The 25819-nt window shown below is 66.0% G+C and carries 19 protein-coding genes; 13 read left to right on the forward strand and 6 right to left on the reverse strand.

Annotated elements, in window-relative coordinates; genetic code table 11:
• Positions 1–316 precede the first annotated feature (316 nt).
• The 10 genes from AB4Y35_RS22425 (at position 317) to AB4Y35_RS22470 (ending at position 16336) form a co-directional block, all read left to right on the forward strand.
• Positions 317–736, forward strand: a complete 420-nt coding sequence (locus AB4Y35_RS22425) for a cellulose synthase (RefSeq protein WP_368705972.1) — start codon at positions 317–319, stop codon at positions 734–736.
• A 97-nt stretch (positions 737–833) separates the two neighbouring features.
• Positions 834–1283 (forward strand): BcsR/BcsP family cellulose biosynthesis protein, encoded by a 450-nt coding sequence (gene bcsR / locus AB4Y35_RS22430; RefSeq protein WP_368705973.1) that lies wholly within the window; start codon positions 834–836, stop codon positions 1281–1283.
• On the forward strand, positions 1280–3526 hold the full coding sequence (gene bcsA / locus AB4Y35_RS22435; RefSeq protein ID WP_368705974.1) for a UDP-forming cellulose synthase catalytic subunit: 2247 nt from the start codon (positions 1280–1282) through the stop codon (positions 3524–3526). The genes bcsR and bcsA overlap by 4 nt, the downstream gene beginning before the upstream one ends.
• 68 nt (positions 3527–3594) lie before the next feature.
• Positions 3595–5895: a cellulose biosynthesis cyclic di-GMP-binding regulatory protein BcsB gene (bcsB, locus tag AB4Y35_RS22440; protein ID WP_368706137.1), complete on the forward strand. Its 2301-nt coding sequence runs from the start codon at positions 3595–3597 to the stop codon at positions 5893–5895.
• Positions 5896–5935: 40 nt separating this feature from the next.
• Entirely contained in the window at positions 5936–8278 is a 2343-nt protein-coding gene (bcsB, locus tag AB4Y35_RS22445) for a cellulose biosynthesis cyclic di-GMP-binding regulatory protein BcsB (RefSeq protein ID WP_368705975.1), read from the forward strand.
• 13 nt (positions 8279–8291) lie between these two features.
• Entirely contained in the window at positions 8292–12287 is a 3996-nt protein-coding gene (locus tag AB4Y35_RS22450) for a cellulose synthase subunit BcsC-related outer membrane protein (RefSeq protein WP_368705976.1), read from the forward strand.
• A 44-nt stretch (positions 12288–12331) separates the two neighbouring features.
• Entirely contained in the window at positions 12332–12982 is a 651-nt protein-coding gene (locus AB4Y35_RS22455; RefSeq protein ID WP_324148294.1) for an SGNH/GDSL hydrolase family protein, read from the forward strand.
• Positions 12983–13019: 37 nt separating this feature from the next.
• Entirely contained in the window at positions 13020–13760 is a 741-nt protein-coding gene (locus AB4Y35_RS22460; protein WP_368705977.1) for a cell division protein FtsQ, read from the forward strand.
• Positions 13761–13764: 4 nt separating this feature from the next.
• The gene (locus AB4Y35_RS22465) at positions 13765–15174 is read left to right on the forward strand and encodes an MBOAT family protein (protein WP_368705978.1); all 1410 of its coding nucleotides are present in this window, start codon (positions 13765–13767) and stop codon (positions 15172–15174) included.
• 4 nt (positions 15175–15178) lie between these two features.
• Complete coding sequence (locus AB4Y35_RS22470) at positions 15179–16336, forward strand: cell division protein FtsQ (RefSeq protein ID WP_368705979.1); 1158 nt, start codon at positions 15179–15181, stop codon at positions 16334–16336.
• A 41-nt stretch (positions 16337–16377) separates the two neighbouring features.
• On the opposite strand, the gene AB4Y35_RS22475 is transcribed toward AB4Y35_RS22470, so the two are convergent.
• The 4 genes from AB4Y35_RS22475 to AB4Y35_RS22490 form a co-directional block, all read right to left on the reverse strand.
• The gene (locus AB4Y35_RS22475; protein ID WP_368705980.1) at positions 16378–16755 is read right to left on the reverse strand and encodes a hypothetical protein; all 378 of its coding nucleotides are present in this window, start codon (positions 16753–16755) and stop codon (positions 16378–16380) included.
• A gap of 132 nt (positions 16756–16887) precedes the next feature.
• On the reverse strand, positions 16888–18150 hold the full coding sequence (locus AB4Y35_RS22480; protein ID WP_368705981.1) for a DUF3734 domain-containing protein: 1263 nt from the start codon (positions 18148–18150) through the stop codon (positions 16888–16890).
• A 26-nt stretch (positions 18151–18176) separates the two neighbouring features.
• A complete protein-coding gene (locus tag AB4Y35_RS22485; RefSeq protein ID WP_028204627.1) occupies positions 18177–18959 on the reverse strand; it encodes a 3-hydroxybutyrate dehydrogenase in 783 nt (260 codons plus the stop codon).
• A gap of 34 nt (positions 18960–18993) precedes the next feature.
• Positions 18994–19791 (reverse strand): acetoacetate decarboxylase, encoded by a 798-nt coding sequence (locus AB4Y35_RS22490; RefSeq protein ID WP_069262144.1) that lies wholly within the window; start codon positions 19789–19791, stop codon positions 18994–18996.
• Between the two features lie 576 nt (positions 19792–20367).
• On the opposite strand from AB4Y35_RS22490, the gene AB4Y35_RS22495 reads away from it, so the two are divergent.
• Positions 20368–22380 (forward strand): hybrid sensor histidine kinase/response regulator, encoded by a 2013-nt coding sequence (locus AB4Y35_RS22495; RefSeq protein WP_368705982.1) that lies wholly within the window; start codon positions 20368–20370, stop codon positions 22378–22380.
• Here the strand turns inward: AB4Y35_RS22495 and AB4Y35_RS22500 are convergent.
• Positions 22377–23072, reverse strand: coding sequence for a response regulator transcription factor (locus AB4Y35_RS22500; RefSeq protein WP_342921697.1), 696 nt, complete (start codon positions 23070–23072; stop codon positions 22377–22379). The two genes, AB4Y35_RS22495 and AB4Y35_RS22500, sit on opposite strands and share 4 nt — an antisense overlap.
• 182 nt (positions 23073–23254) lie before the next feature.
• On the opposite strand from AB4Y35_RS22500, the gene AB4Y35_RS22505 reads away from it, so the two are divergent.
• Together AB4Y35_RS22505 and AB4Y35_RS22510 are read left to right on the forward strand one after the other, a co-directional pair.
• On the forward strand, positions 23255–23686 hold the full coding sequence (locus AB4Y35_RS22505) for a hypothetical protein (RefSeq protein ID WP_368694851.1): 432 nt from the start codon (positions 23255–23257) through the stop codon (positions 23684–23686).
• A gap of 26 nt (positions 23687–23712) precedes the next feature.
• Positions 23713–24078, forward strand: a complete 366-nt coding sequence (locus tag AB4Y35_RS22510; RefSeq protein ID WP_368705983.1) for a hypothetical protein — start codon at positions 23713–23715, stop codon at positions 24076–24078.
• Between the two features lie 227 nt (positions 24079–24305).
• Here AB4Y35_RS22510 and AB4Y35_RS22515 read toward each other — a convergent pair whose 3' ends face one another.
• The gene (locus AB4Y35_RS22515; RefSeq protein WP_368705984.1) at positions 24306–25787 is read right to left on the reverse strand and encodes an HD domain-containing phosphohydrolase; all 1482 of its coding nucleotides are present in this window, start codon (positions 25785–25787) and stop codon (positions 24306–24308) included.
• Between the last annotated feature and the right edge of the window lie 32 nt (positions 25788–25819).

Consider the following 25819-nt stretch of genomic DNA (forward strand, 5'->3'; position numbering starts at 1 on the left):
GGGGGTGTGGGCTAATGAATACGATGCGGCGTTAATTTGGCGCGCCCCTTTTTTATGCGCAAACGTTGTCGTTTTTAATTTGTCGCGAACGCGTGACAATTTGAGTGCTGCAGGCAAATTAAATAATAAAAACGGCGAAAATAATACGTATAATCCGCCGCGCGCGTCAGTTGATCCACCGTCCTTCCGGAATCACCCACAGGGATCGCCTGCGCTTAACGCCGGTCACTGCACGAATGGTGATCATGGCCGCTTCTGCAAATTCTGTTGACCCTGTGCGCTTTCTTTCCGGGTGCATGAATAGGTGATGAATTCCATGCCAGCACCGCAATGGCGTCCGTTCCTGTCGTTTCTCACGCAGGAGTTGATGCAGAACCTGACGCCCAGGTTTTTGACCCAGCTTATGCGTGCTGCGGGCGGCCAGTTCGCGCATCAATATGCACTGGGTGAGGCGGCCACCGTGGCCGCGATGCGGGACGCCATGAATCAGGTGTGGGGCGAACTGGACTGGGGCCAGGTCGAGATACGCGAGGCTCAGGACTGGCTGGTGCTCACGCATTACCAGGCGCCGCTCAAGGCCGTCTTCGGTGCGGAGAACGTGGCGTGGGCCGGGGCGTTCCTCGAAGGAGCCTATGAAGCGTGGATGCATCAGTTGGGCGCCGATACGCAGTTGCGCATGACCACGGCGGGTCCTGCGGACGCATCGGGCACGATGGTTTTCCTGTTCGGTAAGTAGAGGTCGGCAGGTCGGCAGTTCAGTAAAAAAACACAAAACGTGCTGCGCGCGTGACGCGCCTTGATGGACAGCACAACGAATACTACGGGGTCGGGGCATGAGCAGTGCATCGGACATTGCGAATCTTTTCGAGGTAGCAGACGCAAGCCCATCGCAGTACCAGGAAGTGGAAAGGGCGGAGCAGTCGCAAGGCCTGCGTGGGCGCTGGTCCACGCTGAACGCGGCGGAGCCGGACCCCGTCGCGCCCGCGCCTGTCGCGTCGGCGCAGGGCGACGCCGCTGATCCGGCCGATATGCCCGCTACGGCTGATACGCTCGATGCGCCCGACACGACCGATGCGTCACCCGACCCGGTTAGCGCCACGCCTGCTGCCGCCGCGTCCGAACCTCCGCCGGCTGAGCAGGCAGCAGCCGAAGCGCCCGTCGCTCAAGCCACGCCCGAGCCCGTCGTCGCTGTGCAGCAGTCTGCCGCGCTGAGCAGTGTGTTTGCACGCCTCATGGAACGCAATGAGCCTCGCGGCGATGTTGCGCAGCGTGGCGCGCCATGATCCTCAAACCGAAATCGATGCGCCCGCAACGACAAGCGGCCGGTGCCGGGCAAAGCGACGATGCCGGAGACTGGGACGACACACTGCTGCAAGCGGGTGCGTCGCTGCTCGCGTCGCGCTGGTCACGCGTGCTCGTGACGCTGGCGGCCGTGCTGTTGTTCACGTCGGCCATGACGGTCCATCTGGCGGTGTCGAAGCAGTGGCTGTTCGCGATCCTGTGCATGGGCGTCGCGATCGCGCTGAGCCGCATGCGCGGCCGCGTCCTTACCGTGTCGCTGGTAGCGTTGTCGGTGTTCATGTCGCTGCGCTATCTGTACTGGCGCGTGACACAGACCCTGTCCTTCACCAACTCGCTGGACCGGACCTTCGGCTATCTGCTGCTGCTGGCCGAAGGCTACGCGGTGCTCATGCTGCTGTGCAGCTACTTCCAGACGCTCTGGCCGCTGCATCGCCGGCCTGCGCCGCTGCCGGCCGATACGTCGGCCTGGCCCACGGTGGACGTCTACATCCCCACCTACAACGAGCCGCTCGACGTGGTGCGGCAGTCGGTGCTGGCCGCGACGCTGCTCGACTGGCCGGCCGACAAGCTGCGCGTGTATCTGCTCGACGACGGCCGTCGCGACGAGTTCCGGGCCTTCTGCGAGCAGGCCGGCGTCGACTATCTGACCCGTCCCGACAATACGCACGCCAAGGCGGGCAATCTCAATGCGGCGCTGGCGAAGACGAGCGGCGAGTACATCGCCGTGTTCGACTGCGATCACGTCACCACGCGCTCGTTTCTGCAGATCTGCATGGGCTGGTTCCTGAAGGATCCGAAGATGGCCATGGTGCAGACGCCGCACGTGTTCTACTCGCCCGATCCGTTCGAGCGCAACCTCGAAACCTACCGCAAGGTGCCCAACGAGGGCGACCTGTTCTATGGCGTGCTGCAGAACGGCAACGATCTCTGGAATGCCGCGTTTTTCTGCGGTTCCTGCGCGGTGTTGCGGCGCTCGGCGCTCGATGAGGTGGGCGGCGTGGCGACCGAAAGCGTCACGGAAGACGCGCTGACCGCGCTCAAGATGAGCATGAAGGGCTACAACACGGGCTATCTCGCGATTCCGCAGGCGGCGGGCCTCGCGACCGAAAGCCTGGGCCGCCACATCGGTCAGCGGATTCGCTGGGCGCGCGGCATGGCGGAGATCTTCCGCCAGTTCAACCCGCTGCTGATTTCGGGGCTGACGCTGCCGCAGCGGCTGTGCTACCTCAGCGCGATGATGCACTTCTTCTTCGGCTTGCCGCGCATCGTGTTCCTGATCACGCCGATGGCCTATCTGTTCTTCGGCGCACACGTTTTTCATGCGTCGGCGCTGATGGTGCTCGCCTATGCCGTGCCGCATCTCGTAATTTCGAGCATCGGCGCTTCGCGCATTCAGGGCCGCTTCCGCCATTCGTTCTGGAGCGAGGTCTACGAAACGGTGCTCGCGTGGTACGTGATTCTGCCCGCGCTGCAGGCCGTGCTGTTTCCCGGTACCAGAGGCTTCAACGTGACGTCCAAGGGCGGGGTGATCCGGCAGTCCTTCCTCGATTGGGCGATGGCGCGGCCCTACATCGGCCTGTTGCTGATCAACCTCGCCGGCTTTGCGGTGGGGGTGGCCGGTCTGATCCGCAGTCCCGGCTGGCCCGAGGCGATGAGCATTTTGTTCAACCTGGTCTGGGTGATCTACAACGTCATGAACCTGAGCGCGGCGGCAGGCGTGGCGTCCGAATCGAAGCAGCTGCGCCTCACGCCGCGCGTGCAGATCGAATTGCCGGCCGCGATCCGTCTGGCCGACGGATGTCGCGTCGTCTGCCAGACCAGCGACTATTCGCACGGCGGTCTCGGACTGGTGCTGCCCGAGGACGCGCCGCTGCCGCAGCGCGGCGAGCGCGTCGTGGTCTCGGTGTTCCGCGACGACTACGAGGGCAGGTTCCCCGCCGAGGTCCAGGTGTGCCGCGGCCGCACCGTGGGCGTGAGTTTCCCGGCCCTGACGATCGATCAGGAACGCGACCTGATGCGCGTGACGTTCTCGCGCGCCGACAGCTGGATTGCGTCGTGGGGCCGCTATCGGCGCGACCGGCCGTTGCGCAGCCTGTTCGAGGTGCTCGGCGTCGGCGTGCGCGGCCTGAAGGAGTTGTTCCGGCATCTGCTGATGGGCTCACGCGAACGTCTCGCACGTTCGGCCGAGGCGCAGGCGGGCGAGTTGGGATCGAAGCAATCGTGAGTCCCGTCCATCAGTTGCCTTGGTGCGCCCTGGCGCGCACGCGCCGGTTGGCGCCGCGGTTGGGCTTGGTGCTCGCCGTGCTCGCGTTCGGCGCCAACGTTGCGCTGGCCGCGAGTGCGCCCGGCGCGCCGGCCGCATCGGCGCCGGCGTTTGCGTCGCAGGCCGTGACGGCCGAAGCGCCTGCGGCGGAGCAGACGCAGACGCAGACGTTCACCGACGCCGGCGAAACCTATACCTACCGCATCCCGCTACTTCGGCAAAACGCGGCGCAAGGGCTGACGCTGCTCGGCGAGGACGCCTATGGTGGCATGGACTTCGGCTTGCGCCGCGACGAGCGCGTAGTCGGCGCGCGGCTCGTGCTCGACTACCGCTATTCGCCCACCTTGCTCCCCGCGCTCTCGCACCTCAATGTGCTGCTCAACAGCGTGGTGGGGGCGACGATTGCGTTGCCGGAACCCGCGCCGCGCACGGCGACGCAGGTGAGCGTCGATCTGCCGGTGTCGCTGCTCAGCGAGTTCAATCACCTCAACCTCGAGTTGATTGCCCATAGCAAAGCCAGCGATCAAGGCAACGATCCGCTGAGTCCCGACCTGTGGCTGAAAGCCGGCCCGAATAGCACGCTCGAACTGACCGTGGCGCCGGCGGCGCGCGCCAGCGACCTGTCGCAACTGCCCGCGCCGTTCGTCGATGCGCGTGACGTGCGCCGCGTGAATTTGCCTGTCGTGCTGCCGCGCGCGCCGGGTGCGCGGCGCCTCGAATCCGCGGGGATCGTGGCCTCGTGGCTGGGCGCGCAGGCGGGCTATCGCGGCTCGCACTTTGCCGCGAGCCTCGGCGCGCTGCCTGCGCATGGCCATGCCGTCGTGCTGGCGCTGCGCGACGAATTGCCGGCCCTCGGCCTGGCCCCGCTTGCCATCGATGCGCCGACGCTCGCGATCGTGCCCAACCCCAACGACCCCAACGGCCGGCTGCTGCTGGTCGCGGGCCGCGACGAGCCGCAACTGCGCACGGCGGCGCTGGCGCTGGTGCTGGGCGCGAAGACGCTGGCGGGCCCGCAGGTCCGCATCGACAGTCCGGTATCGGCCGCGCCGCGCAAGCCCTTCGACGCACCGAACTGGTTGCCGGTCGACCGCCCGGTGGCGCTGGGCGAACTGTTGCCGGCGGACCGCTTCACGATCCAGGGTTTCCGTCCCGGCGCGATCGATGTGGACCTGCGCCTGCCGCCGGGCCTGTTCGGTTTCAACAACGGCGGCGCGGTGCTGAATCTGCGTTATCGCTACACGGCTCGCCCGGAGTCGGCGCATTCGGCGCTGAATGTGCTGGCCGGCAACACGCCGATCGCGGCATTGCCGCTGCCGGGCGACGCATCGGACGGCCATGCCGTGATCCGGATTCCGACGTATCTGCTGCCGCCGTTGACGACGCTGCAATTCGACTATCGCTACGAGGCGGTCAAGACGAAGGACCACTGGCAGGACGTGCCCGGCGGCCCGCTGCTGAGCGCCATCGATCCGGCTTCGACGATCGACATTTCGCAGTTGCCGCGTTACACGGCCATGCCGGATCTGGGCGCGTTCGCCAATGCGGGTTTTCCGTTCACGCGCCTCGCCGATCTGTCCGAAACCGCGGTGCTCCTGCCCACGCAGCCGGCCGCGGACGACTATTCCGCATACCTGACGCTGATGGGCAGCATGGGTCAGGCCACCGGTTACCCGGTGCTGGGCGTGACGGTGGGCGATCCGGCCCAGGTCGAAGCGCTGCGGCAAAAGGACTTGCTCGTGCTGGCTTCGGGCGACGACCAGCCGTTGCTCAAGGCGTGGCGCAGCGATCTACCGCGCGGCTTCTTCGCTCCGGCACCGCCGTCCGGCGACGGGCTCGCCGGGTGGTGGGACAAGCTCACTGGCGGCCAGGCGCAAGCCAGGCGCGAGGCGGACATCGCCGCGCTCTATCGCAGCGACGACCACGACGGCATGGTGGCCGGCTTCGAGTCGCCGCTGGCGCATGGGCGCAGCGTAGTGGTCGTCGCGGGCAACACGCCGGGCGGCCTCAGCGCGGTCGCGGACGCGCTGCAAGCGCGCCACTACCGGATTGACGACACGATCGGCGGCAGCCTCGTGGTCGTCAACGACGGCATCCTCACCACGCTGAACAAGGACCAGAGCTATTTCATCGGCTCCTTGCCGCTGCGGCTCGCGGTCGAGTGGTTCTTCGCGAGTCACATCGTGCTGCTGCTCGCGGCGACGCTCGTCAGCGTCGTGCTCATCGGCTTGCTCGGCGGCGTACTCCTGCATCGGCGCGCGCTGAGCCGCCTGAATCTGGACATTCCCCAGACATCGCAACGTGAAGAAGGACGACGAGGTTCTCATGTTTAAAAGACGGCCTGCTATTTCCCGGGCACGCCTCGCGCGTTGCATGACCGTACACTCGGTATTGCGGGCGTTGCCGGCACTGCCTGCACTGCTGCTCGGCTGCGCCTTCGTTTCGACGGCGCACGCCCAGGCTGCGGCAAGCGGCAACGCCGCAAACAACGCGCAGGCGCAGCCCGCTGCTGCTGCGGCGGCGGCATCGTCTTCGACGGTAACCTGGTCGTTGCGGCAACTGGGTGCGCAATACGCGCTCAATCTGCGCGGCGTCGACGGCAGCAATACGCTGCCGGTCGGCGTGCGCGACGATCAGGTCGTGAGCGGCGCGCGCCTGAATCTGCGCTACGCCTATTCGCCGGCGCTGCTGCCCGATCTCTCGCACATCAACGTGCTAGTGAACGACCAGGTGGCGGCCTCGATCGCGGTGCCGAAGGACACGGCCGGCGCGAGCCTGCAGCGCACGATCGCGCTGCCGGCCTATCTGTTCACCTCGAACAGCAAGTTGCGTCTGCAACTGATCGGCCACTACACCACGCAGTGCGAGGACCCGCTGCATTCGAGCCTGTGGGCCAACATCAGCAACGAAAGCACGCTGAGCATCGACACGCAGCCGCTGCCGCAGGCCAACGATCTGGCGCGCCTGCCCAAGCCGTTCTTCGACGGCCAGGACATCCGCCGGCTGAACCTGCCGGTCGTGTTCGCGGGCAATCCCGATACGGCCGCGCTCGAGGCCGCAGGCACCGTGTCGTCGTGGTTCGGCGCGCTGGCAAGCTTCCGCGGCGCGGACTTCCCGGTCTCGCTCTCCGCCGTGCCCGCGCAGGGCAACGCGGTCGTCATCGTCGAAGGCACGCAGCAGGCCGCGCTCGCGGGGGCGCCGCTGCGAGGTCCGACGCTCGCCATCGTCAGCAACCCGAACGATCCCAATGGCAAGCTGCTGCTCGTCATGGGCCGCGACGGCAAGGAACTCAAGCAGGCGGCCGACGCGCTGGTCACCGGCAGCCAGACGCTGTCGGGCGCGAGCGCGCTCATCACGCATTTCGCCGATCTCGCGCCGCGCAAGCCCTACGACGCGCCGCGCTGGCTGCGCACCGACCGCCCCGTATCGTTCGGTGAGCTGATCGACGCCAAACTGTTGAGCGTGTCGGGCTACAGCCCGGACCTCATCCGCATCAATACGCGCGTGCCGCCCGACCTGTTCGGCTGGCACGCGCCCAACGTGCCGATCGACCTGCATTACCGCTACACGCCGCAGCCTTACATGGTCAATTCGTCGCTGCTGTTCAGCGTCAGCGACCAGTTCATGAAGTCGATTCCGCTGCTGCCGCTCGAGCGTCTCGAAGGCGGCGACAAGCTGCGCGCCGAAGTGCTGCCCGACAGCAGCCTGCCGCGTCAGGCGAGACTGGAAGTGCCGCTGGAGTCGCTCCTGCAGCCGAACACGCAGCTGCAGTTCCGCTACATGTACGACTACATCAAGCAGGGCGAGTGCCGCGACATCATCATCGACAACGTGCGCGGCGCGATCGATCCCGAGTCGACGATTGATTTGTCGACGTATCCGCACTACATCGCAATGCCGAACCTGGCCGCGTTCGCCCAGGCGGGCTTTCCGTTCACGCGCATGGCCGACCTGTCAGACACGGACGTCGTGCTCGGCGCCAATGCGGGCCCGCAGGAGTACAGCACGTATCTGGCCGTGATGGGCCGCATGGGCGACTCGACCGGCTATCCGGCGCGCGGCGTCACCGTGCTGCGCGGCCAGCGCATCGACGCGATGCCCGCGGCGAAGGATCTGCTCGTGATCGCCTCGGGCGCCGATCAGGCCTGGCTCAAGGACTGGGCGGCGTACATGCCCGCGGCGTACGACCACGGCGCGCAGTTCTCGCTCTCGGATCTGCCGGGCCGCGTGCGCGGCTGGTTCCACGCCAATCCGCGTCTGGACGCGGCCCCCGGGCGCCTGTCGCTCGCCTGGACGGGGCCGGGCGTGAGCGCCGTGCTGGCGGGCTTCGAGTCGCCGAAGGAAAAGGGCCGCAGCGTGGTCATGCTGGTGAGCAATCAACCCGATGGCCTGAAGGATGCGGTCGCGGCGCTGCTGGGCGTGCCGAACTACGACAAGCAGCCCATCCAGGGCAGCCTCGTGTCGATCCGCGGCAATGAAGTCGATGCGCTCGTGGGCGAGCACACGTACTACGTCGGGCATCTGGGCCTGTGGCGCGGCCTCGACTGGTGGCTGGCTTCGTTCGGCGTGTCGCTGGCGTCGCTGCTGAAGGCGTTCGGTGTCGTCGCGCTCGTGCTGCTGGCGGCCGGTGGGTTCGTGGCCTTGCGGCGCCGTCAGGCGCGGCGCGATGCGGAAGCCGAGGCACGGCTGCGCGCAAAGCAGCACGCACAACAATAATCAGGAAGCCTTCATGTTAGTCAGCCGCAGCCAGGCCTGTGTTCTGGGTTTGTTGCTCACCTCGGTCAGCCACCCCGCGTGGGCGCAGGACGCCAGTTCCAGAATGCTGCTCGAGCAGGGCCGCTATTGGCAGGCGCATGACAAGCCCGATCTGGCCGCGCAGTCCTGGTCGAAGCTGCTGCTGGCCGACCCGAAGCAGCCCGAAGGCCTCTATGGCATGGGGGCGATCGCCGTCGCCAGGAAGCAGTTTGCGGTCGCCAACGACTATCTGACGAGGCTGCGCGCCGCGGCGCCCGACAGCCGCTACGTGCCGCTGCTCGAGCAGGACCTGCGTCTTGCCGTGGAGCCCAACAAGTCGACGTTCGCGAAGGCGCGCCAGATGGCCCAGGACGCCGTCAACCAGAACGACCCGAAAGCGCTGGCGGCCGCGCTCGCGCAATACGACAAGGCATTGGGCGGCAAGACCCCGCAGGGCAGTGTGGCGCGCGAGTACTACACCTTCCTCGGCTATACCGACGGCGGCGTGGATCCGGCCATTCAGGGCTTGACGCGCCTGAACGCCGAGACGCCCGATCCATATACCCAGTTGGCGCTGGCCCAGCATCAGGTGCGCGACGAACGCTATCGCGCGGCGGGCGTCGCCTTGCTGGAAAAGTTGGCCGCGCGTCCGGACATTGGCGGCGCGGCCACGGAAGCCTGGCGCTCCGTGCTGACCTGGGTCACGCCCACGCCGAAGAACAAGTCGTGGTTCGAGGACTATCTGAAGCTGCATCCCGATGACGATGAAATCCGCCATCAGATGCTGTCGCCGCGCGCGGCAGGCGCCCCTGCCGCACCCGTCATGGACCCGCGCCTGACGCGCGGCTTCGCAGCGTTCAAGGCAGGCGACATCACGACCGCCGAACAGTCGTTTACCGACGTGCTGCGCGATAAACCCAACGACACCGACGCGCTCGGCGGGCTGGGTCTGGTGCGCATGCAACAGGGCGATCTGGCGCAGGCGCAGACGCTGCTCGCGCGCGCCGTCGCGCGTCCGGGCGCCGGCGCCAACTGGAACAAGGCGCTCGCTTCGGCACGCTACTGGCTGCTGGTGAATCAGGCCGAAGGCGCGCAAAGCGTGGGCGACTACGCCGCCGCGCGCAGCAAGCTCGACCAGGCGTTGCGCATGGACCCGGCCGAGCCGGGCGGGCGCAATGCGTCGGCCCGGCTGTATGCGGCGCAGGGCGATCTGACCCGCGCAGAAAAGGTCTACCGCGAGGTACTGGCGGCGCACCCGAACAACCGCGAGGCGGTGAGCGGTCTCGTCGATATCCTCGCTGCAACGGGGCGCGCCGACGAGGCTCAGAAGTGGGTCGACGGCATGTCGCCCGAGCAGCAGGCCGGCATCGGCGGCCTCGATCGTTTGCGTGCCGCCGTGGCGGCGGGTCGTGCCGACGCCGCCGAGCAGCGCGGCGATCTCGATGCCGCACGACGCATCCTCGAAGACGCGCAGCACCGCGATCCCGACAATCCGTGGATCCGTCTGGAACTGGCGCGCTACGAACTGCGGCAGGGCCATGCCGACGAGGCGAGGGAACTCGTCGACGGCCTGCTCGCCTCGAACCCCGACAATCCCGACGCCCTCTACGCGAGCGCGCTGCTCGCCATGCAGATGGGCGACTGGATGCGCGCGCAGGACACGATGGCGCGCATTCCCACTGCCGCGCGGACGCCGAACATGGTCGCGACGGCGCAGCAGATCGATTTCCAGGCCGTGGCGGCACAAGCCTCGCAGCTGGCGCGCGACGGCAACCTGGACGACGCGCGCAATATGCTGGCGCGGCTCGAAGCGTCCGCGGGCAAGGACCCAGCGCGGCTGAGCGCACTCGCCCAGGCCTATGTCGACACGGGCAATCTGCCGCGCGCCATGGCCTTGATGCATGGACTGATGCCGAATGGCCTGAAGGGCAGCGGTCCCGATGTGCAACTGGCCTACGCGGGCCTGCTGCTCAAGACCGGCCAGAACGTTCAGGCCCAGGACGTGATCCGAGGGTTGCAGGGCGAGACGCTGACGGCAGACCAGCGCCGGCAACTGGACGATCTGAACTACCTCTACGCCGTGCGTCTGGCCGAGCAGCAACGTCAGCAGGGCGATCTTGCGCAGGCCTACGACACGCTCGCGCCGGTGCTCGCGAAGCGGCCCAACGACAGCCTGGCCAACGCCGCGCTCGCGCGCATGTATGCGGCCGACGGCCAGTACGACAAAGCGCTGTCGCTGTATCGGAAGGCGCTCGCGAACGACCCCGACAACCCCGGTCTCGAACTGGGCGTGGCGATGACGGCGGTGCAGGCCGGCAAGGGCGGCGTGGCGGACGCCGCCCTGAAACAGGCCATCGCGAAGGCGCCGAACGATCCGGACGTGCTGGCGGGCGCCGCGCGCATCTACGCCATGCAGGGCAAGACCCGCGAGGCGCAGGCGCTGCTGGTCACGGCCATCGCGGCCAAGGAAAAGCGGCTCGGCGTGCAGGCGCAAGGCGTCCATGTGGCGGGCAATCCCTTCGTCCACGACGACGATCGCCGCCGCCGTGCGGCTCGCGACAAGCGCCAGCCGGCTGCCAATGCGTTTGCCGCGCAGGGCACGGCAGGCGCGGCGTCCGATGCCGTGCTCGCGACCGATGCGGGAACGGCTTCCGGTGTCGCGTCTGCAACGACGTCGAAGTCGGCGCGTGCCTCCGCGCTGCCCTCGGTGGCCGGCACACCGATCGGCGAACAGGCGCCGCAGGACGCGCTGGCCACGAGCGCGCCTCAGGAGGGCGCCATCTCGCTCGACGACATGCGCAACGAACTCGACGATATCCGCTCGGAGCGCTCGCCGGAAATTCGCGGCGGCCTGTTCGTCTCGTCGAACAACAGCGCCGGCGGGACCTCGCAATTGACGAATGTGCAGCAGCCGCTCGAAGCGCTGCTGCCGGTCGGCAACGGCAAGCTGTCGCTACGCGTGACGCCGGTGGAACTCGAGGGCGGCACGCTCGGCACCGATGTCTACAGCAGCAGCCAGTTCGGCGGCGGCCCGGCCGCGGCGCTGGAGCAGCAAGGTGGCACCGTCGCCGCGCCCGGCGCGCAGAGTGCCCATGGCGTCGGTCTGGGCGTGGGCTACGAGACGCGCAAGTGGGCGTTCGACATCGGCACGACGCCTTTGGGTTTCCAGTACACCAATGTCGTCGGCGGCGTGTCGTTCAAGAGCGCCATCGGTGTGCAAGGCGGCTGGTTCAACGCGGGCGTGTCGCGCCGGGCCGTGACCGACAGCATCACGTCGTTCGCCGGTTCGACCGACGCGCGCTCGGGCCTGCGCTGGGGCGGCGTGACCGCCACGGGGCTGCATGGCGCGATCGGCGTCGACAACCAGGATTACGGCTTTTACGGCTACGGCGCCGTGAAATACCTGGACGGCTACAGCGTCCAGTCCAACGAGGGCGCCGAGGTCGGCGCGGGCACGTACTGGTACCTGCTGCGCAGCGCCAGCAACATGCTGACCATCGGCATGAACCTGAGCGGCGAGTTCTACCGCCACGACCAGAACAACTTCACCTACGGCAACGGCGGCTATTTCAGTCCGCAGCGCTTCTATGCGTTCACCGTGCCCATCACGTGGGCGCAGCGCTCGGATCGCTGGACCTACAAGCTGCAGGGTTCGGCAGGTCTTCAGTACTACCACGAGGCCGGCGCGCCGTACTTCCCGACCAATAGCACACTGCAGGCGGCGGCCGTCACGGCAGCGACGTCGCTTGGCTTGAGCGACGGCGCGGTCCACCCCGCGCAGTCGAAGACCGGCATCGGCTACAACCTGCTGGCCGCGGCCGAGTACCGCTTCAGCAATCACCTCACGGGCGGCGCATCGGTGGGCGCCAACAATGCGTCCAGCTACCGCCAGTGGGTGGCCGGACTGTATCTGCGCTTTAGCTTCGCACCGCAGACGAAGTCGCTGGATATGCCGGTCATGCCTTACCAGTCGCATTACAACGATCAGTAGCCCGATCGATCCGAGATCGATCGTTTTTCAGGAGTTTCAAGTTCATGCTTGCTTCCGTACTTGCAGGTCTCAGCATTCTCATGATTGGCGACAGCCATCTGAGCGAGCCGGGTTATCTCATCGACACGTTGCAGGACCAGCTGATCGCCGCCGGCGCGCAGGTGCACACCTACGGGGTGTGCGGCAGCGTGCCGGGCGACTGGGTGAAGTCGGTGCCGGGCACCTGCGGCGGCGCCACGCGCAACGGCAAGGCGCCGCTCGTCGTCGATCACAGCGCGAAGACGCAGCCGATCGATCAGCTCGTCGCGGCGAACAAGGCCAACCTCGTCATCATCGTCGAAGGCGACACGATCGGCGGCTACGGCAAGGACGATTTCCCCAAGAGCTGGGTGTGGCAGCAGGTCACGGCGCTCACGCAAGACCTGGCCGCCAGCAAGACGGCGTGCGTCTGGGTCGGGCCGGCGTGGGGCTCGGAAGGCGGCAAGTATCAGAAGAGCTTTGCGCGCGTGAAGCAGCTCTCGTCGTTCCTCGCCACCAACGTCGCGCCGTGCCAGTACATCGACTCGCTCACGTTTTCGAAGCCGGGCGAATGGGCGACGGTCGACGGTCAGCATTTGACGACGACCGGCTACAAGTACTGGGGCGCCGACATCATGAAGGCGCTGGTCAAGCTGCCGGTCGTGCAGCACAAGTAAGGCGCCGCTTCGTCACATCGAGAGTCTGAGAAAAACAATGAAAAACGTCCTTTCCCAGCCGTTGCGCTTCGTTCTCCGCGGCCTTGCGCTGTCCGGCTTCGCGCTGGCCGCGCAACTGGCCGCGCCGTTTGCCGCGCCGTTCGCCATTGAACCGGCCATCGCGGCCGATATCCCGCTGTACCCGAGCGGTCCGGCGGAGGATGCGTCGTTCGTGCGTTTCGTCGATGGCGGATCGCATCCCGTCGATGTGACCTCGGCAGGTTCGAAAGCGCGCCTGACGCTCGATGCAGCGAATCCGGCCAGCCGTTTCTTTCCGATCGCGGCGGGCAAACCCGTGGCCGGTACGCTGACGGCTGGCGGCGCACACCAGGACGTAAGCGCGACCGTGAAGCCCGGAGAGTTCGTCAGCATCGTTGCGCTCGACGGGGCGCAGCAGGGCGCGCGTTCGCAGGTCGTGACAGTCCGCGAAAAGCCGGACGACTTCAACGCGCTCAAAGCATCGGTGGGCTTTTACAACCTCGACGCGCACTGCGCGGCGCCCACGCTGAAAGTGCCGGGCCGCGACATCGTGCTGCTCGACGGCGTGGCCGCGGGGCAGAGCAAGCGCCGCCAGGTCAACCCGGTCGCGCTGTCGGTGCAACTCGCCTGCGGCGGCCAGCCGGTGGGCCAGCCGCTGAATCTCGGTACGCTCGTGGCGGGACAGCGTTATACAGTGTTCCTCGTGCCGGCCGGCGCGCAGTCGCGCATCTTCTTCGCGAACGACGCGGTGAGCCGCTGATCGCATGGTTTTCGCGTCCCTCGAATTCCTGACGCTGTTTCTGCCGGCCTTCCTGGCGATCTACGTCGTGTCGCCGGCCCGCTGGCGCAACGGCGTGCTGCTCTTTTGCAGCTGGTTCTTCTATGCCTGGTGGAGCCCGGTCTTTCTGCTGCTGTTCATCGCGCTGACCTTCTGCGGCTGGTTCGGCGGCGTGGTCATCGACCGGGCGCCGAGCCCGCGTGCGCGCGGCGGCTGGCTCGCGGTCTTCATCGTCGTGAACGTCGCGATCCTGTGCTGGTACAAGTACGCCAACATCATGGTCGACAGCCTCGACAACGTGCTGGCGGCAGGCCATGCGGGGCCGATTCCGTGGCAGCATGTCGTGTTGCCCATCGGGCTGTCCTTCATCGTGCTGCAATCCATTTCGTACCTGATCGACGTGCAGCGCGGCACGGTCCCGGCCGATCGCAGCGTGATCCGCTATGGGGCCTATCAGGGAATGTTCGTACACCTGATCGCCGGGCCGATCATCCGCTATGCGTGGGTCAAGCGCGAGCTGGTGTCGCGCACGGTCGACTGGGACGCTTTTGCGACGGGCGCGCGGCGGCTCATGGTGGGCATGAGCATGAAGGTGCTGGTGGCCGACACGCTGTCGCCCATCGTCGATGCGGTCTTCGCAATGCATGCGCCCACGCTGGCGGACGCATGGCTCGGTTGCGGCTTCTACACGCTGCAGCTGTTCTTCGATTTCGCGGGCTATAGCGCCATGGCCATCGGGCTGGGGCAGATGCTGGGCTTTCGCTTCCCCGAGAACTTCGACCATCCGTACCTCGCCAGCAGCATTCAGGACTTCTGGCGCCGCTGGCACCTGTCGCTGTCGAGCTGGATTCGCGATTACCTGTACATCCCGCTGGGCGGCAACCGCGACGGCGAGTGGCAAACCTGCCGCAACCTGCTGCTGACCATGGCCATCGCGGGCCTGTGGCACGGCGGCGATAGCTGGAACTTCCTGCTGTGGGGGATCGCCCACGGCGTGGCGCTGACGGTGGCGCGCCTCTGGCGGCGCGCTGGCATGCCCGCCGTGCCGCTGTGGCTATCGCACGGGCTGACGCTCGTTTTCGTCATGCTCGCGTGGACGCTGTTCCGCGCGGTGGGTTTCCATGCGGCGCTCGCCATGTACCGTGGCCAGTTCGGCTTGAACGGAATCGGCTTCAGCGACGCCACGATCGTGCTGCTGCGCCCCGTGCATGGGCTGGCCGCCGCGCTGGGCATCGTCTGTGTGCTGCTGCCGGTCTGGCAATCGCGCTGGGAGCGCCTGGCAGATACGGCGCCGGGCCGGCTGTGGCAGGCCGTGTGGCCGCTCGCGGGCTTTCTGCTGTCGTTCGGGTTGATCGTCGCGCGCGGCGCGGTGCCTTTCCTTTACTTCCAGTTCTGACGCCATGGAAGATCCCAAGCCGCTACCGCAACTACCCGCTACGCGCGCCGGCAAGATCGTCGCCGTCATGCTGATGGGCTTCCTGTTCGCAGGCCTGTTCTTCAATCTCCGGTTCGCGGCGACGACGGCATCGCTGTTGCCTCACGCCGTCACGCGTGCGGGCATGCTGGACGGCACGGTGTCGAAGGAATTCGCGGGCCGTATGGCCGATACGCCGATCGCTGCCGACGCCGCGCGCATGCAGCGCGCGCTGGGCTGGCTGGCGCTGGGCGATCTGGGCCCGCGCGTGCGGCAGGGCTGTCCCGGCTGGCTGTTTCTGCGCGACGAACTGAACGTGTACCCCGACGCAGAGCGCCATCTCGCGGCGCGCGCCGCGACGGTCGCCGCCGTGCAGCGCGAACTGGCGCGTCACGGCATTGCGTTGCTCGTTGCCGTGGTGCCCGACAAGTCGCGCATCGAACCGCAGCATCTATGCGGCCTGTATCGGCCGGCAACGCTGAGTGCGCGTCTGGGCGACTGGACAGCGCGTCTCGCCGCCGTTGGCGTGCCCGTGGTGGACCTGGGCCCGGCGCTGCGCGGCGTGCCGGGCGACGCGTTTTTCCGGACCGACACGCACTGGACCCAGGACGGCGCGGGCGCTGCGGCGCGCGCGGTGGCGCAGCGCATTCGGGCGCTGGACGAGCCGCCGGGTTCGAGCCAGCCTGGCTACCGCGTGGCCGACAAGCCGCCCGCCCGGCGGCCCGGTGACCTCGTGCGGCTGGCCGGCCTCGATGCGTTGCCGGTGTCCTGGCAGCCGCGCGCGGAGATCGTGACTGGCCGGGCGTACCTTCACGTGGCCCAGGCGGCTGCGTCGGCCGATGATCTGTTCGGCGATGCCGATCTGCCGGGTATCGCGGTCATCGGCACCTCCTATTCGACGACCTCCGATTTCGTGCCGCAGCTGGCGCTGGCATCAGGCCAGGGCGTGGGGAATTTTGCGCGCGAAGGCGGCAAGTTCGGCGGCTCGGCGCGCGCGTATTTCGCGAGCGCGGCGTACGCCCAGACGCCGCCCAAACTGGTGGTGTGGGAACTGGACGAACGGGATCTGCAGGCGCCGCTCGAAGCGGAGGACGACGTGGTCGTGCCGAAAGCCGGTCCGGTGGGCACGATGGCTTCGCGTTGAGGCTTTCGGTCCGGGTAATCGATCGGGCGGGCCGCCCGCGATCAGGCCTTCAGCAGTTCGGTCGCGAAAGAATTCGCATGCGCTACGGCCTCTTGCGCGTTCGGGAACACGCCGAGCTGCTCCCAGCGCTCCTCGACCGCGTAAGTGCCTTTTATCGCGAGCGCCCTCTGCACGCGTAATTGCGCGGCGTACCCGCCGTCCTCGAGGGGGCGAGCCGTCGCAATGATCCTGTGCGGAGGGCCGGATCGTTCTGGCTGAACCAACTCGGCAGGACCGCCGGGTATGCCGACATCCTGCAACTCGTTCCGGGTCTTGCAGTCCGGGCAGTAGAAACACCACCCGTCGTCCTCGTGACTGGCTCTGACCTGACCGCGAGCCAGTACGGCACGACATTCAACGTTTTCGCAGATGAACGGCATCGCTGTCTCCGGAGTTGTTTGAAGGGAGCCTAGCACGTCCTCCGTCGGTCAACCATTGGCGATGTTGCCGGGCCGGCGTCAAGGAAAACCCTCAGGCGCGGGCCCGACGCCGGGTCGGCTCTTGCGCTGCGCCTACGCGACCTTGCGAGTCAAATCCACCTGTCCCGAGGCGCCCGCGCTCAGCTCGGCGCGATCCGACTCGGGCACTTCGCCCGCGCGCCGATGGATGTCGTGCGTGACGAAGCCTTGCTCGCGGCTCGGGATCGCGAACCAGTCCGGTTGCGCGAACGACGCGCGAATGTCTTCGACGCCGCTCGACCAGTGCTCTTGCATGGTGTCGGCGCTGAATTCGTAGTCCTTGTAATGCCCTTCGTAAGGCTTGTTCTTGTAGATCAGATGGACCACGTTGATCGACGACCCATCGGCCACCTGCTCGGCGAGCTGGAAGAGGGGATCGCTGCGGCGCGCCTCGGCGGGCACGTGTTCGAGGAGTTCCTTGATGAAGCGCGCGTGCTTTTGCCGATCGGCAAGCATGTTGGTGATGGCGCGCGTGCGGCTCGAATATTGAATGTCCTTGGCGCGTTCGGCCACGTCCAGAAAATCGGCGGGCACGTTGCCGCTCGCGCTCCATAGATCGACCTGGAATACGAGCGTGTCCTTGTGGTCCGCGTCACGCAGCACCTCCGTGAGCGGCGTGTTCGACACGAGGCCGCCGTCCCAGTAATACTCGCCGTCGATTTCCACGGCCGGAAAGCCCGGCGGCAGCGCGCCCGATGCCATGAAGTGCTCGGGCTCGAGCCGCATTTTGGCGTTGTCGAAATAGACGAGATTGCCGCTGCGCACGTTCACGGCGCCCACGGAAACGCGGATCGGGCCATCGTTGATGCGGTCGAAATCGGCGAAACGTTGCAGCGTCGACTTCAGTGCGGCGGTGTCGTAGTAGCTCACCGCACTCGGAGTCGCCTTCTGCCAGCCTGCGACGGGCAGCGGGCGTCGCGGCGCGAAAAAGCCCGGCTGGCCTTCGGTGAGCGCGCGACCCGCGGCCCACATGCTGGCCCAACGGCGCGAAAATTCCTGCTGGCTGAAGATCGGCATGGCGAGCGCGCCGAGGTTGCCGAACCAGTCGAGCGGATGGCAGATCGACTCCCAGAAACCACGCAGCGCTTCGACGCGCCGAGCGGGCTCGTTGCCCGCGATAATCGCCGTGTTGAGCGCGCCGATCGACACGCCCGCAATGCGATGCGGTTCGACGCCGGCCTGCGCGAGCCCTTCGAACACGCCGGCCTGATAAGAGCCGAGCGCGCCGCCGCCCTGCAAAACAAGGGCGATTTCGTCGTAGCGCGGCAGCTCAAACGGCTTGCGCTCCGTGCGGGCGATTAGATTGCTGCTGCGCATACGTTCTCCCTTCGTTCGTTGATTGCTCAGTGCATCGACCAGCCGTGCGTGACGAGCACCGACTGGCCCGTCAACGCCTGCGACCCGAAGCCCGCGAGGAACGCGACCGTGTTGGCCACGTCGTCGAGCGAGGTGAACTCGCCGTCCACGGTGTCCTTGAGCATCACGTTCTTGACGACGTCGGCTTCCGAAATGCCGAGCGCCCTGGCCTGCTCGGGAATCTGCTTGTCGACGAGCGGCGTACGCACGAAACCCGGGCACACGACGTTGGCGCGCACGCCGCGCGGACCGCCTTCCTTCGCCACGACGCGGGCGAGGCCGAGCAAACCGTGCTTCGCCGTGACATAAGCCGCCTTGAGCTTCGACGCCTCGTGCGAGTGCACCGATCCCATGTAGACGATCGAGCCGCCCTTGCCGCTGCCGTACATATGCTTGAGCGCGGCCTTGGTGGTGAGAAACGCGCCGTCGAGATGGATCGCGAGCATCTTCTTCCAGTCGGCAAACGGGAACTCGTCCACCGGGCTGATGATCTGGATGCCCGCGTTCGACACGAGCACGTCGATCCCGCCGAAGGCTTTCGCCGCTTCGTCGATCCCCGCATTCACGGCTTCTTCGTTGGTGACATCCATCGCCACGGCGAGGGCCTTGCCGCCCGCGGCCACGATGCTGTCCGCCACCTTGCCGGCGTTCGCGAGATTGAGGTCGGCGATCACGACCGCCGCACCCTGGCTCGCGAACGTGCGTGCGCAATGTTCGCCAATGCCGCTCGCGGCGCCCGTGATGACTGCAACCTTGTCCTTCAACGACATATGTATTCCTTACTAAAAGCGATTGTTAAGCAGATCAGGCAAGCTCGACTTCGGGCTCGCCCAGGGCGGCGTCCTGGCTCGATGTCGCGGCGAGATAGTCGAAGGCGACTTCGCCGATATCGAGCGTGAGGTCCGCAATGACGTGGCGTGCACCCACCACGCGGCGCACCGGCAGATCGGCGACGGGTGCGAGCGCGTGCGGATGCAGCTCGATCGCGGCCGGGCCGCTCCATGCGCCGCGCACCGTCACGTCGCGCAGATAGAAGCGCACGAGTTCGCAGATGCGCGCAGTGCCGTCCACATGCGGAATGATCTTGAGAAGATAGTTGGGCGTGTCGGCGAGCTTGCGGCGCTCGTCTTCGCTGTTGAGCACGTGATGCTTGTAGCCCATCGTGCCGGTCGCGATGCGCTGCGTGCCGTAATCGAGCGTGCCAAGCAGCGTGTCGTTGCCATCGACGGCGAGCACGGGGCGCGCGAGTTTCTTCGGGAAGCCCCAGATTTCACGGCCGCCGGCAATCGGACCTTCGTCGTCGAGATACATCGAATGCGTGTAATTCGCGAGGCGGCCTTGCGGATCGCGTACGGAAATCACCTGACCGCTTTCGGTGTAATCGCCGAAACCCGACGAGTCGGGCATGCGGATGAATTCGTAATGCACGAGATTGTTTTCCGGCTTGAGCGGCTCCGGCACGATGGCGCGCAGCGCATCGGGATCGGTCTCGTACGTGATGATGAAATATTCGCGATTGACGAAGCGAAACGGCGGCCGCGGATACGCGGGGTTGTGCATGGGCATCGCGAATGCATCGCGGCGGATTCTTGCCAGATCCATACTGTTCTCCAGTCCAGGCTGCGTGAAAACGTCGCGACAGATCTTAGAGGGAAAACATGACACGATCGCATTTATGGCGATAAAACACCGATTCAGTTTCGTTAAATAAAAAGGAAATTGAAAGTTTATTGGCCATCCCAGCGTCATTTTCGTGTGATGGGTTCAGCCTCGTGTATGCCGATTTTTGCAGCTTAATCATGGCATTACGTTCGTTGCGCAGGAAACATATGATGAATGCTGCTCAAAATGGGAAATAGATTGATGCGTGGATTGGGAGGGGAGGTGAGCCACCTTGCGCGGTGGGGAATGCCTCGGCTCGGCATAGACGTAGTTCGTTGTAATTGCAACGGAGTGCGAAGGATCAAGGATGCCTGGAGAGAGCCGCCGCGATACCGGATCGTCGCGCGCCGAACACCATGTTATATGACATCTCTTCTGGTCCGCAGGCGTAAGATATCCTCGCTTCCAGCGGGGAAGCGGGCGGGGCAGGCTGTGACCGGCTAGAATGGATTGGCATGCCTAAGCGCGAGACGTGCTTCCTGCTTCGTTAGCCAGCGAGCATACCGGCGAGATGCGATGAGCATATTCAGATTTCAATCGGCGACGGAATCGGCATTCCTCAAACGCTCGCATGCGCCCAGCGCGGTTCGCGCGTGGCTGGTCGATATGCTTTGCTGGCCAGCCCGCTTCGAGGATCCGCAGGTCGAACGGGAATTTACGGAGGAGTATGGCCGGCGCTTCGCTGACTTTCGCCGTGCGGCGCTGGTGCTCGGAACCCTGATCTGGGTGTGTTTCGGCTTTTGGGAAATCAGCCTTGCACAGACCAGTCCGGTGTTCCGGCCGTACTTCCCGGAGGTGTTCGCGTTCCGTTGCGCCGGTGCGCTCGGCGCGACCGTCGGCATCGTGCTGGCCTTCAGGCTCGAATTTCATCGGGACAAGGTTGCACACTGGATCCTGCTGTCGGGCCTGGCGTTCATGTGCTTTTGCCTGTTGATGCAAACGATCCTTGCCCCGCGCCCATTCAATTTCACCCATTTTTTTGTCGGCTTTTATTTAATTCTCTTTTATCTGTTCGGCTTTCTGCGCCTGCGGGCCAAGGCGACGCTCATGCTGACCGCATGCGTGATCGCCGTGATCGTGATGGCGCAACTGGTCACCCAGGCGGTCGAGCCGGACAACTTCGCCGCGGGCATGTTCTATCTGTTGAACGTCGCCGTGCTGGGGCATAGCGTCAACGTGAATGCCGAGCGGCATGTGCGCGACCGCTATGTCGCCGTGCAGGCACTCGCGCAGAGCAACGCCGCGCTGCAAAGCGCCAACGCCGAACTCGCGCAAAAGCATCATGACCTCGAGCGCTCACGGCGCGACCAGCAGACCAAGTCGGAAGCCCTGATCGCCTTGCGCGAGCAGCAGCGCGAAGCCGCCGAACAGTCGAGCCGGGCGAAGTCGCGTTTTCTGGCCGCGGCCGCGCACGACCTGCGCCAGCCCATGCATGCGCTGAACCTGTTTCTCGCGGCGGCAGACGAAGCGCTGGAAGCGCGCGACATCGAAGCATCGGGCAAGCTGATCGGCGAAGCGCGCAAGGCGTCGGTATTGACGGCGCGTCTGTTCAACGCGGTGCTCGACCTGTCGAAGCTCGAATCGGGGCACGTCAACCCGACCTATACGAGCGTCGACCTGAGCCGCGTGACCGAGGAGGCGGTCGAGCAGCTCGCGTCGTTCGCGGCGAGCCGCGGCGTCGTGCTGCGTTATGCGAAGGCGCTGCAAAAGCCCGCATGGGTGCGCACCGACGCCGACTGGATTCCCCGCGTGCTGAGCAACCTCATTGCGAACGGCATCAAATATTCGGATCCGGCGAAAGCGGGGCGCTCCACGGTGCTCGTGGGTTTGGTCCGTATGCCTAATTATGTGCGTCTCGACGTGCTCGATAACGGCATCGGCATCGCGTCGGAGCATTGGGACGCGATCTTCCAGCCGTTCGTCCAGCTCGGCAACCCGGAGCGGGACCGCGAGAAAGGGCTCGGACTCGGTTTGTCGATCGTGAATGCGGTGGTGTCCCTGCTCGAGGGCCATCGTCTCGAACTCAAGTCGATCGAGGGTCACGGGTCGCGCTTTTCGGTGCGCATGCCGGTGGCGGACCCATTCGCGCACGAGGATGCCGCGCTATCGCCCGCCGATGCGGCATCGTCGCCGTCACCGTCGTCACTGCGCGGTCTCTACGTGCTGCTGGTCGAGGACGACAGCCTGGTGCGCGCCTCGATGGAGGCATTGTTTGCACGCTGGGGCGTGCTGTCCGATTCGGTGCGCTCCGCAGCCGAACTCGGTGAACTGTTGCAGACGATCGAGCGCGTGCCGGACCTCGTGATCAGCGACTACCGGCTGCCGGAGAATTCGACCGCGCACGACGTCATCCGTCTGCTGGGCGAGCACGTTGCGCGGCCCGTGCCGTGCCTCGTGGTGACGGGGGAAGCCGTGGCAAGCACGCAGGGCGTGTTGCCCGAGCGCTGCGTGCTCAGCAAGCCATTGGCTCCCGACCTGCTGATTGCGCGCATGCTCGAATTGACGGAGGCATCGGCCCGGGCGACCTAGACCGCCGGGGCGTGCGCAACGGTGGGAATCTCGATGCCGCGGCGTGCCATTTCGACGATCAGGAAAGTGCGCCGCGATACGTTGAAGCGGCTCAGCAGATCGCTGATGTACTCCTTCGCGGTGTTCTCCGAGATATTCATCTTGCGCGCGATGGCCTTGTTCGACATGCCCTGCAGGACAAAGCCCAGGGTTTGCGCGAGGCGCGGCGGAAGGTTCAGCGAGTCGATCGGAATGGCCTTGCTCGGACCCGGTGACTGCGGGGTATGGCCGCCCTTGCCGAGCACGCTGTTGGGCAGGTAGACCCGTCCATTCAGGATCGTCTGCAGGGCTTCCCGGAACACCGCACCGCCTTCCTCGCTGGCCTTCGAGATGAAGCCGCCGGCGCCATTCTTGATGCAGTCCAGCACGGTCTCGCGGTCGTCCTGCGCGGACAGCATGACCACGTGCGCCGCGCGCTCGTTCTCCTGCAGCCAGCGCAGCAAATCAAGCCCGGTGTGATTGTCCCCGATCTGGTAGTCGAGAAAGACCAGGTCGTAAGCCTTGTTCTGCAGCCGTTCGACAGCAGCGTCGTACGAGCCGGCCTCGTCGATGTCGAGCGTCGGTTCCGACGTCAGGATCAGGCTCTTCATCGCGATACGCGTCAAGCCCTCGTCTTCGACGAGCAGTACGTGCCGGAAATACAGGTTGTCCATCGAGCGCCTCTCTAGTCGTCCCCACTGTACCCGTAATCCTGCAGGTTGCGATCCCCCCATAGCGGGGGACGCTTGTGGGGCCGCCTTCTGGAGGCGTTTTTCCCCCGCCATGGCCGGTTTTGCCAGCGCCCCGGGACGCGCAGGATGGAGTCGCTGCAGTTCGGACGATGAGGGACACCATCATGCATACGCCGCATCCCGACTTCAAAAGCCTGCTGAATATTTTCCGCTTTGCGTCGGACGACGAAACCCGCGCACGCCCTTGCAAGCCGGAGCCTGAACCGGCCACGCAGCCGGACGCGACGATCCTGGCCGAGCTGCTTCGGGCAAGGGCGCTCATGGTCCGCATCGAGTCGAGCGGCGTGACTTTTCCGGACCAGATCTACGACGTCTTCGTGCAGGCGCTGGCCGCCTATGACCAGAAGTGCTGGACCGAGCAGATCGACCGGAGTTTCTGCATCACGTTGAGCCTGCTGGAGTCTGTCGCACGCCACCGCCGTGGCGCCAAAGCGGCCCGCACCGTGTGCACCGATGCGACCCTGGTTAATCACGACAATCCGGGCCCAACGGTCATCATCAGCGAGCGCCGGAACATGCTCGACGGTAATTGGTGAGCGATCGCCGACGAGGAGACCGTGCGATGCGAGACAACTCCATCCGGTACGACGCGCTCGATGAGCAGCGCCTGCAGTCCCTGCTCGCGCAGGAGCGCGATAGCCAGGCGGGAGGCAAGCGGGCAGGGCGCGAGAAAACGATTCAGATAAAGACAGAGACAGAAAGGCGGCCGCAGAGTCCCTACACTGTCCACACGCTCGACACGGCAATTGCTCACCTCGAAAGCGCGATCAGCGCGGACAAGGCGATGGCGATTTTCGGTGCGAGTTATTGGCACTCCCGCGTGCTCGAGCTCCGTTCCACACCGGGGATCCTGCACATTCAGGAGCGTCGGCTGCAGTGTTTGCTGGATCGGTTCGCGGCCAGAGCCGGGGGACAAGAAATAGACTGAGTCATGCCTGATTCGGGGGAGCAGAGGAGATCAAACAAGTTGGGGTAGCGTGAGAGACCACCCAAAAATCCGGGAAGCGTGAGAGACCACCTAAAAATCCGGGAAGCGTGAGAGACCACCAAAAAAGCAGGGGAAAAAAACCATTAACCTGCACTAGCCGCAACGCGTTGCTGCCACCGGACATGGCAACGCGCGGCGTTCTCTTCCGGAACGCATCGGCATGATCGCTAAAGCAGGCCCATTGCCGATGCCTTGAGTGTCGCCGCCGCGCGGGTGGAGCATTCGAACTTGCGAAACACGCTTTCGACGTGCGTGCGCACTGTGCTCGGACTCAGCGCCAGTTCTCGCGCGGCTTCCTTGTTGCTCGCACCGCGCGAGATGGCACGCAGCACGTCGATTTCGCGCGGCGTCAGCGGCGAGCGCTGCGGCGTGCTGTTCATCGGGCGCCTGACGGCAACTGCGCCTTCGGCCAGCAGCGCATCGACCGCTTCGCCGCTCAGCCGGCCGCTCGTGACCTCGTCGCGCAGCTGTTGCGCGGCGGCGTCGTCGGAGAGCGCGGCTCGCCACGGGCGCGCCGAGCGCAACGCGACCCACGCCACCGAAGCAGCCAGCACGCGCGCCTCCAGCGTCATGGCCTCGCCGCGCGCGCCGCGAAAATAACCCGAGCCGTCCAGCCGCTCATACGCATACGATGCGAGTTCGGCGGCGTCACCGAGCGCGCCGGCCTGCCTGCCCGCGCGAGACGTCCAGTAGGGCACGAGGCGCACCTTCTCCCAGGCGCTAGCGGGCAAACGCGCGCTCAGATTCCAGATGCCGTTGGGCACCGCTGCCCGCCCGATCCCATGAATCAATCCTGCGCGATAGACGCGTTCGTGCGCGGCCTTGTCCGTTGTGAGACGTTCGCAGCACCGGGCGGCCGTTGCCGCGACCGCGCGCGAGAAGCCGGTCATCCAGGGCAGCTTGAGGTCGACGACGTCGGCGATCAACTCCGCCGACGTTGCCTGCTGCATGGGCGAGGTCGTCAGTGCAGCGTCGAGCGCGGCGAGTGACGCATGTTCCAGTTCCGCGAGCCAAATGGGCGCACTGCGCTGCGCGGTCTCGACGAGCCGCAGTGGATAGCGCGTGTCGGCGCGTTGCGCGATGAGACCGAGCGCCTGCTCGACACCGTACGTGCGGCTGAAAATCTCCAGATCTCCGGCAAGCGCGACGACGAACACCGGCATCGGCACGGCTTCGCGTGCAAGATGCGCGGGCACACCGTTGCCGTCCCACATTTCGAAGATATGACGCAACGCCGTTTCGGTTTCGAGCGGGAGGCCCAGCATGCGCGCCACTTCGCCCGCCACTTCGCAGTGGGTCTGCGCGAGCGGCGTGAGCACCGCGGCGGCACCGCCACGCGACTCGAGTGGCGCGACCCAGTCTGTGCGGCCGTCTAGCATCGAGACGCGGCTTTGGATGTCGTCGCCGAAAACGTCGGCGAAGCCCGCCGCGTTTGCCGTGCATCCCGACCAGCGCAGCAGCGACGTCTCCCGCACGGTATCGATCGTCGACGCGTCGAGCCGGGCGGCTTGCGCGAGGCGCGCCGCGAGCCATGCGGTGCGCGGCGAATGATCGGTGGGCTGGCCCATGCTCAGATCGCCGATGAAGGCGAGTGCTTTCACGGCATCGAACACGCGCAGCGGGAAAAGGCCAGCTTGGTCGTCGATCATCGGCATGGGAGGCAGGGCGCACGTCAGACGTT

Source organism: Paraburkholderia sp. EG286A, from assembly GCF_040965375.1.
GTDB lineage: Bacteria > Pseudomonadota > Gammaproteobacteria > Burkholderiales > Burkholderiaceae > Paraburkholderia.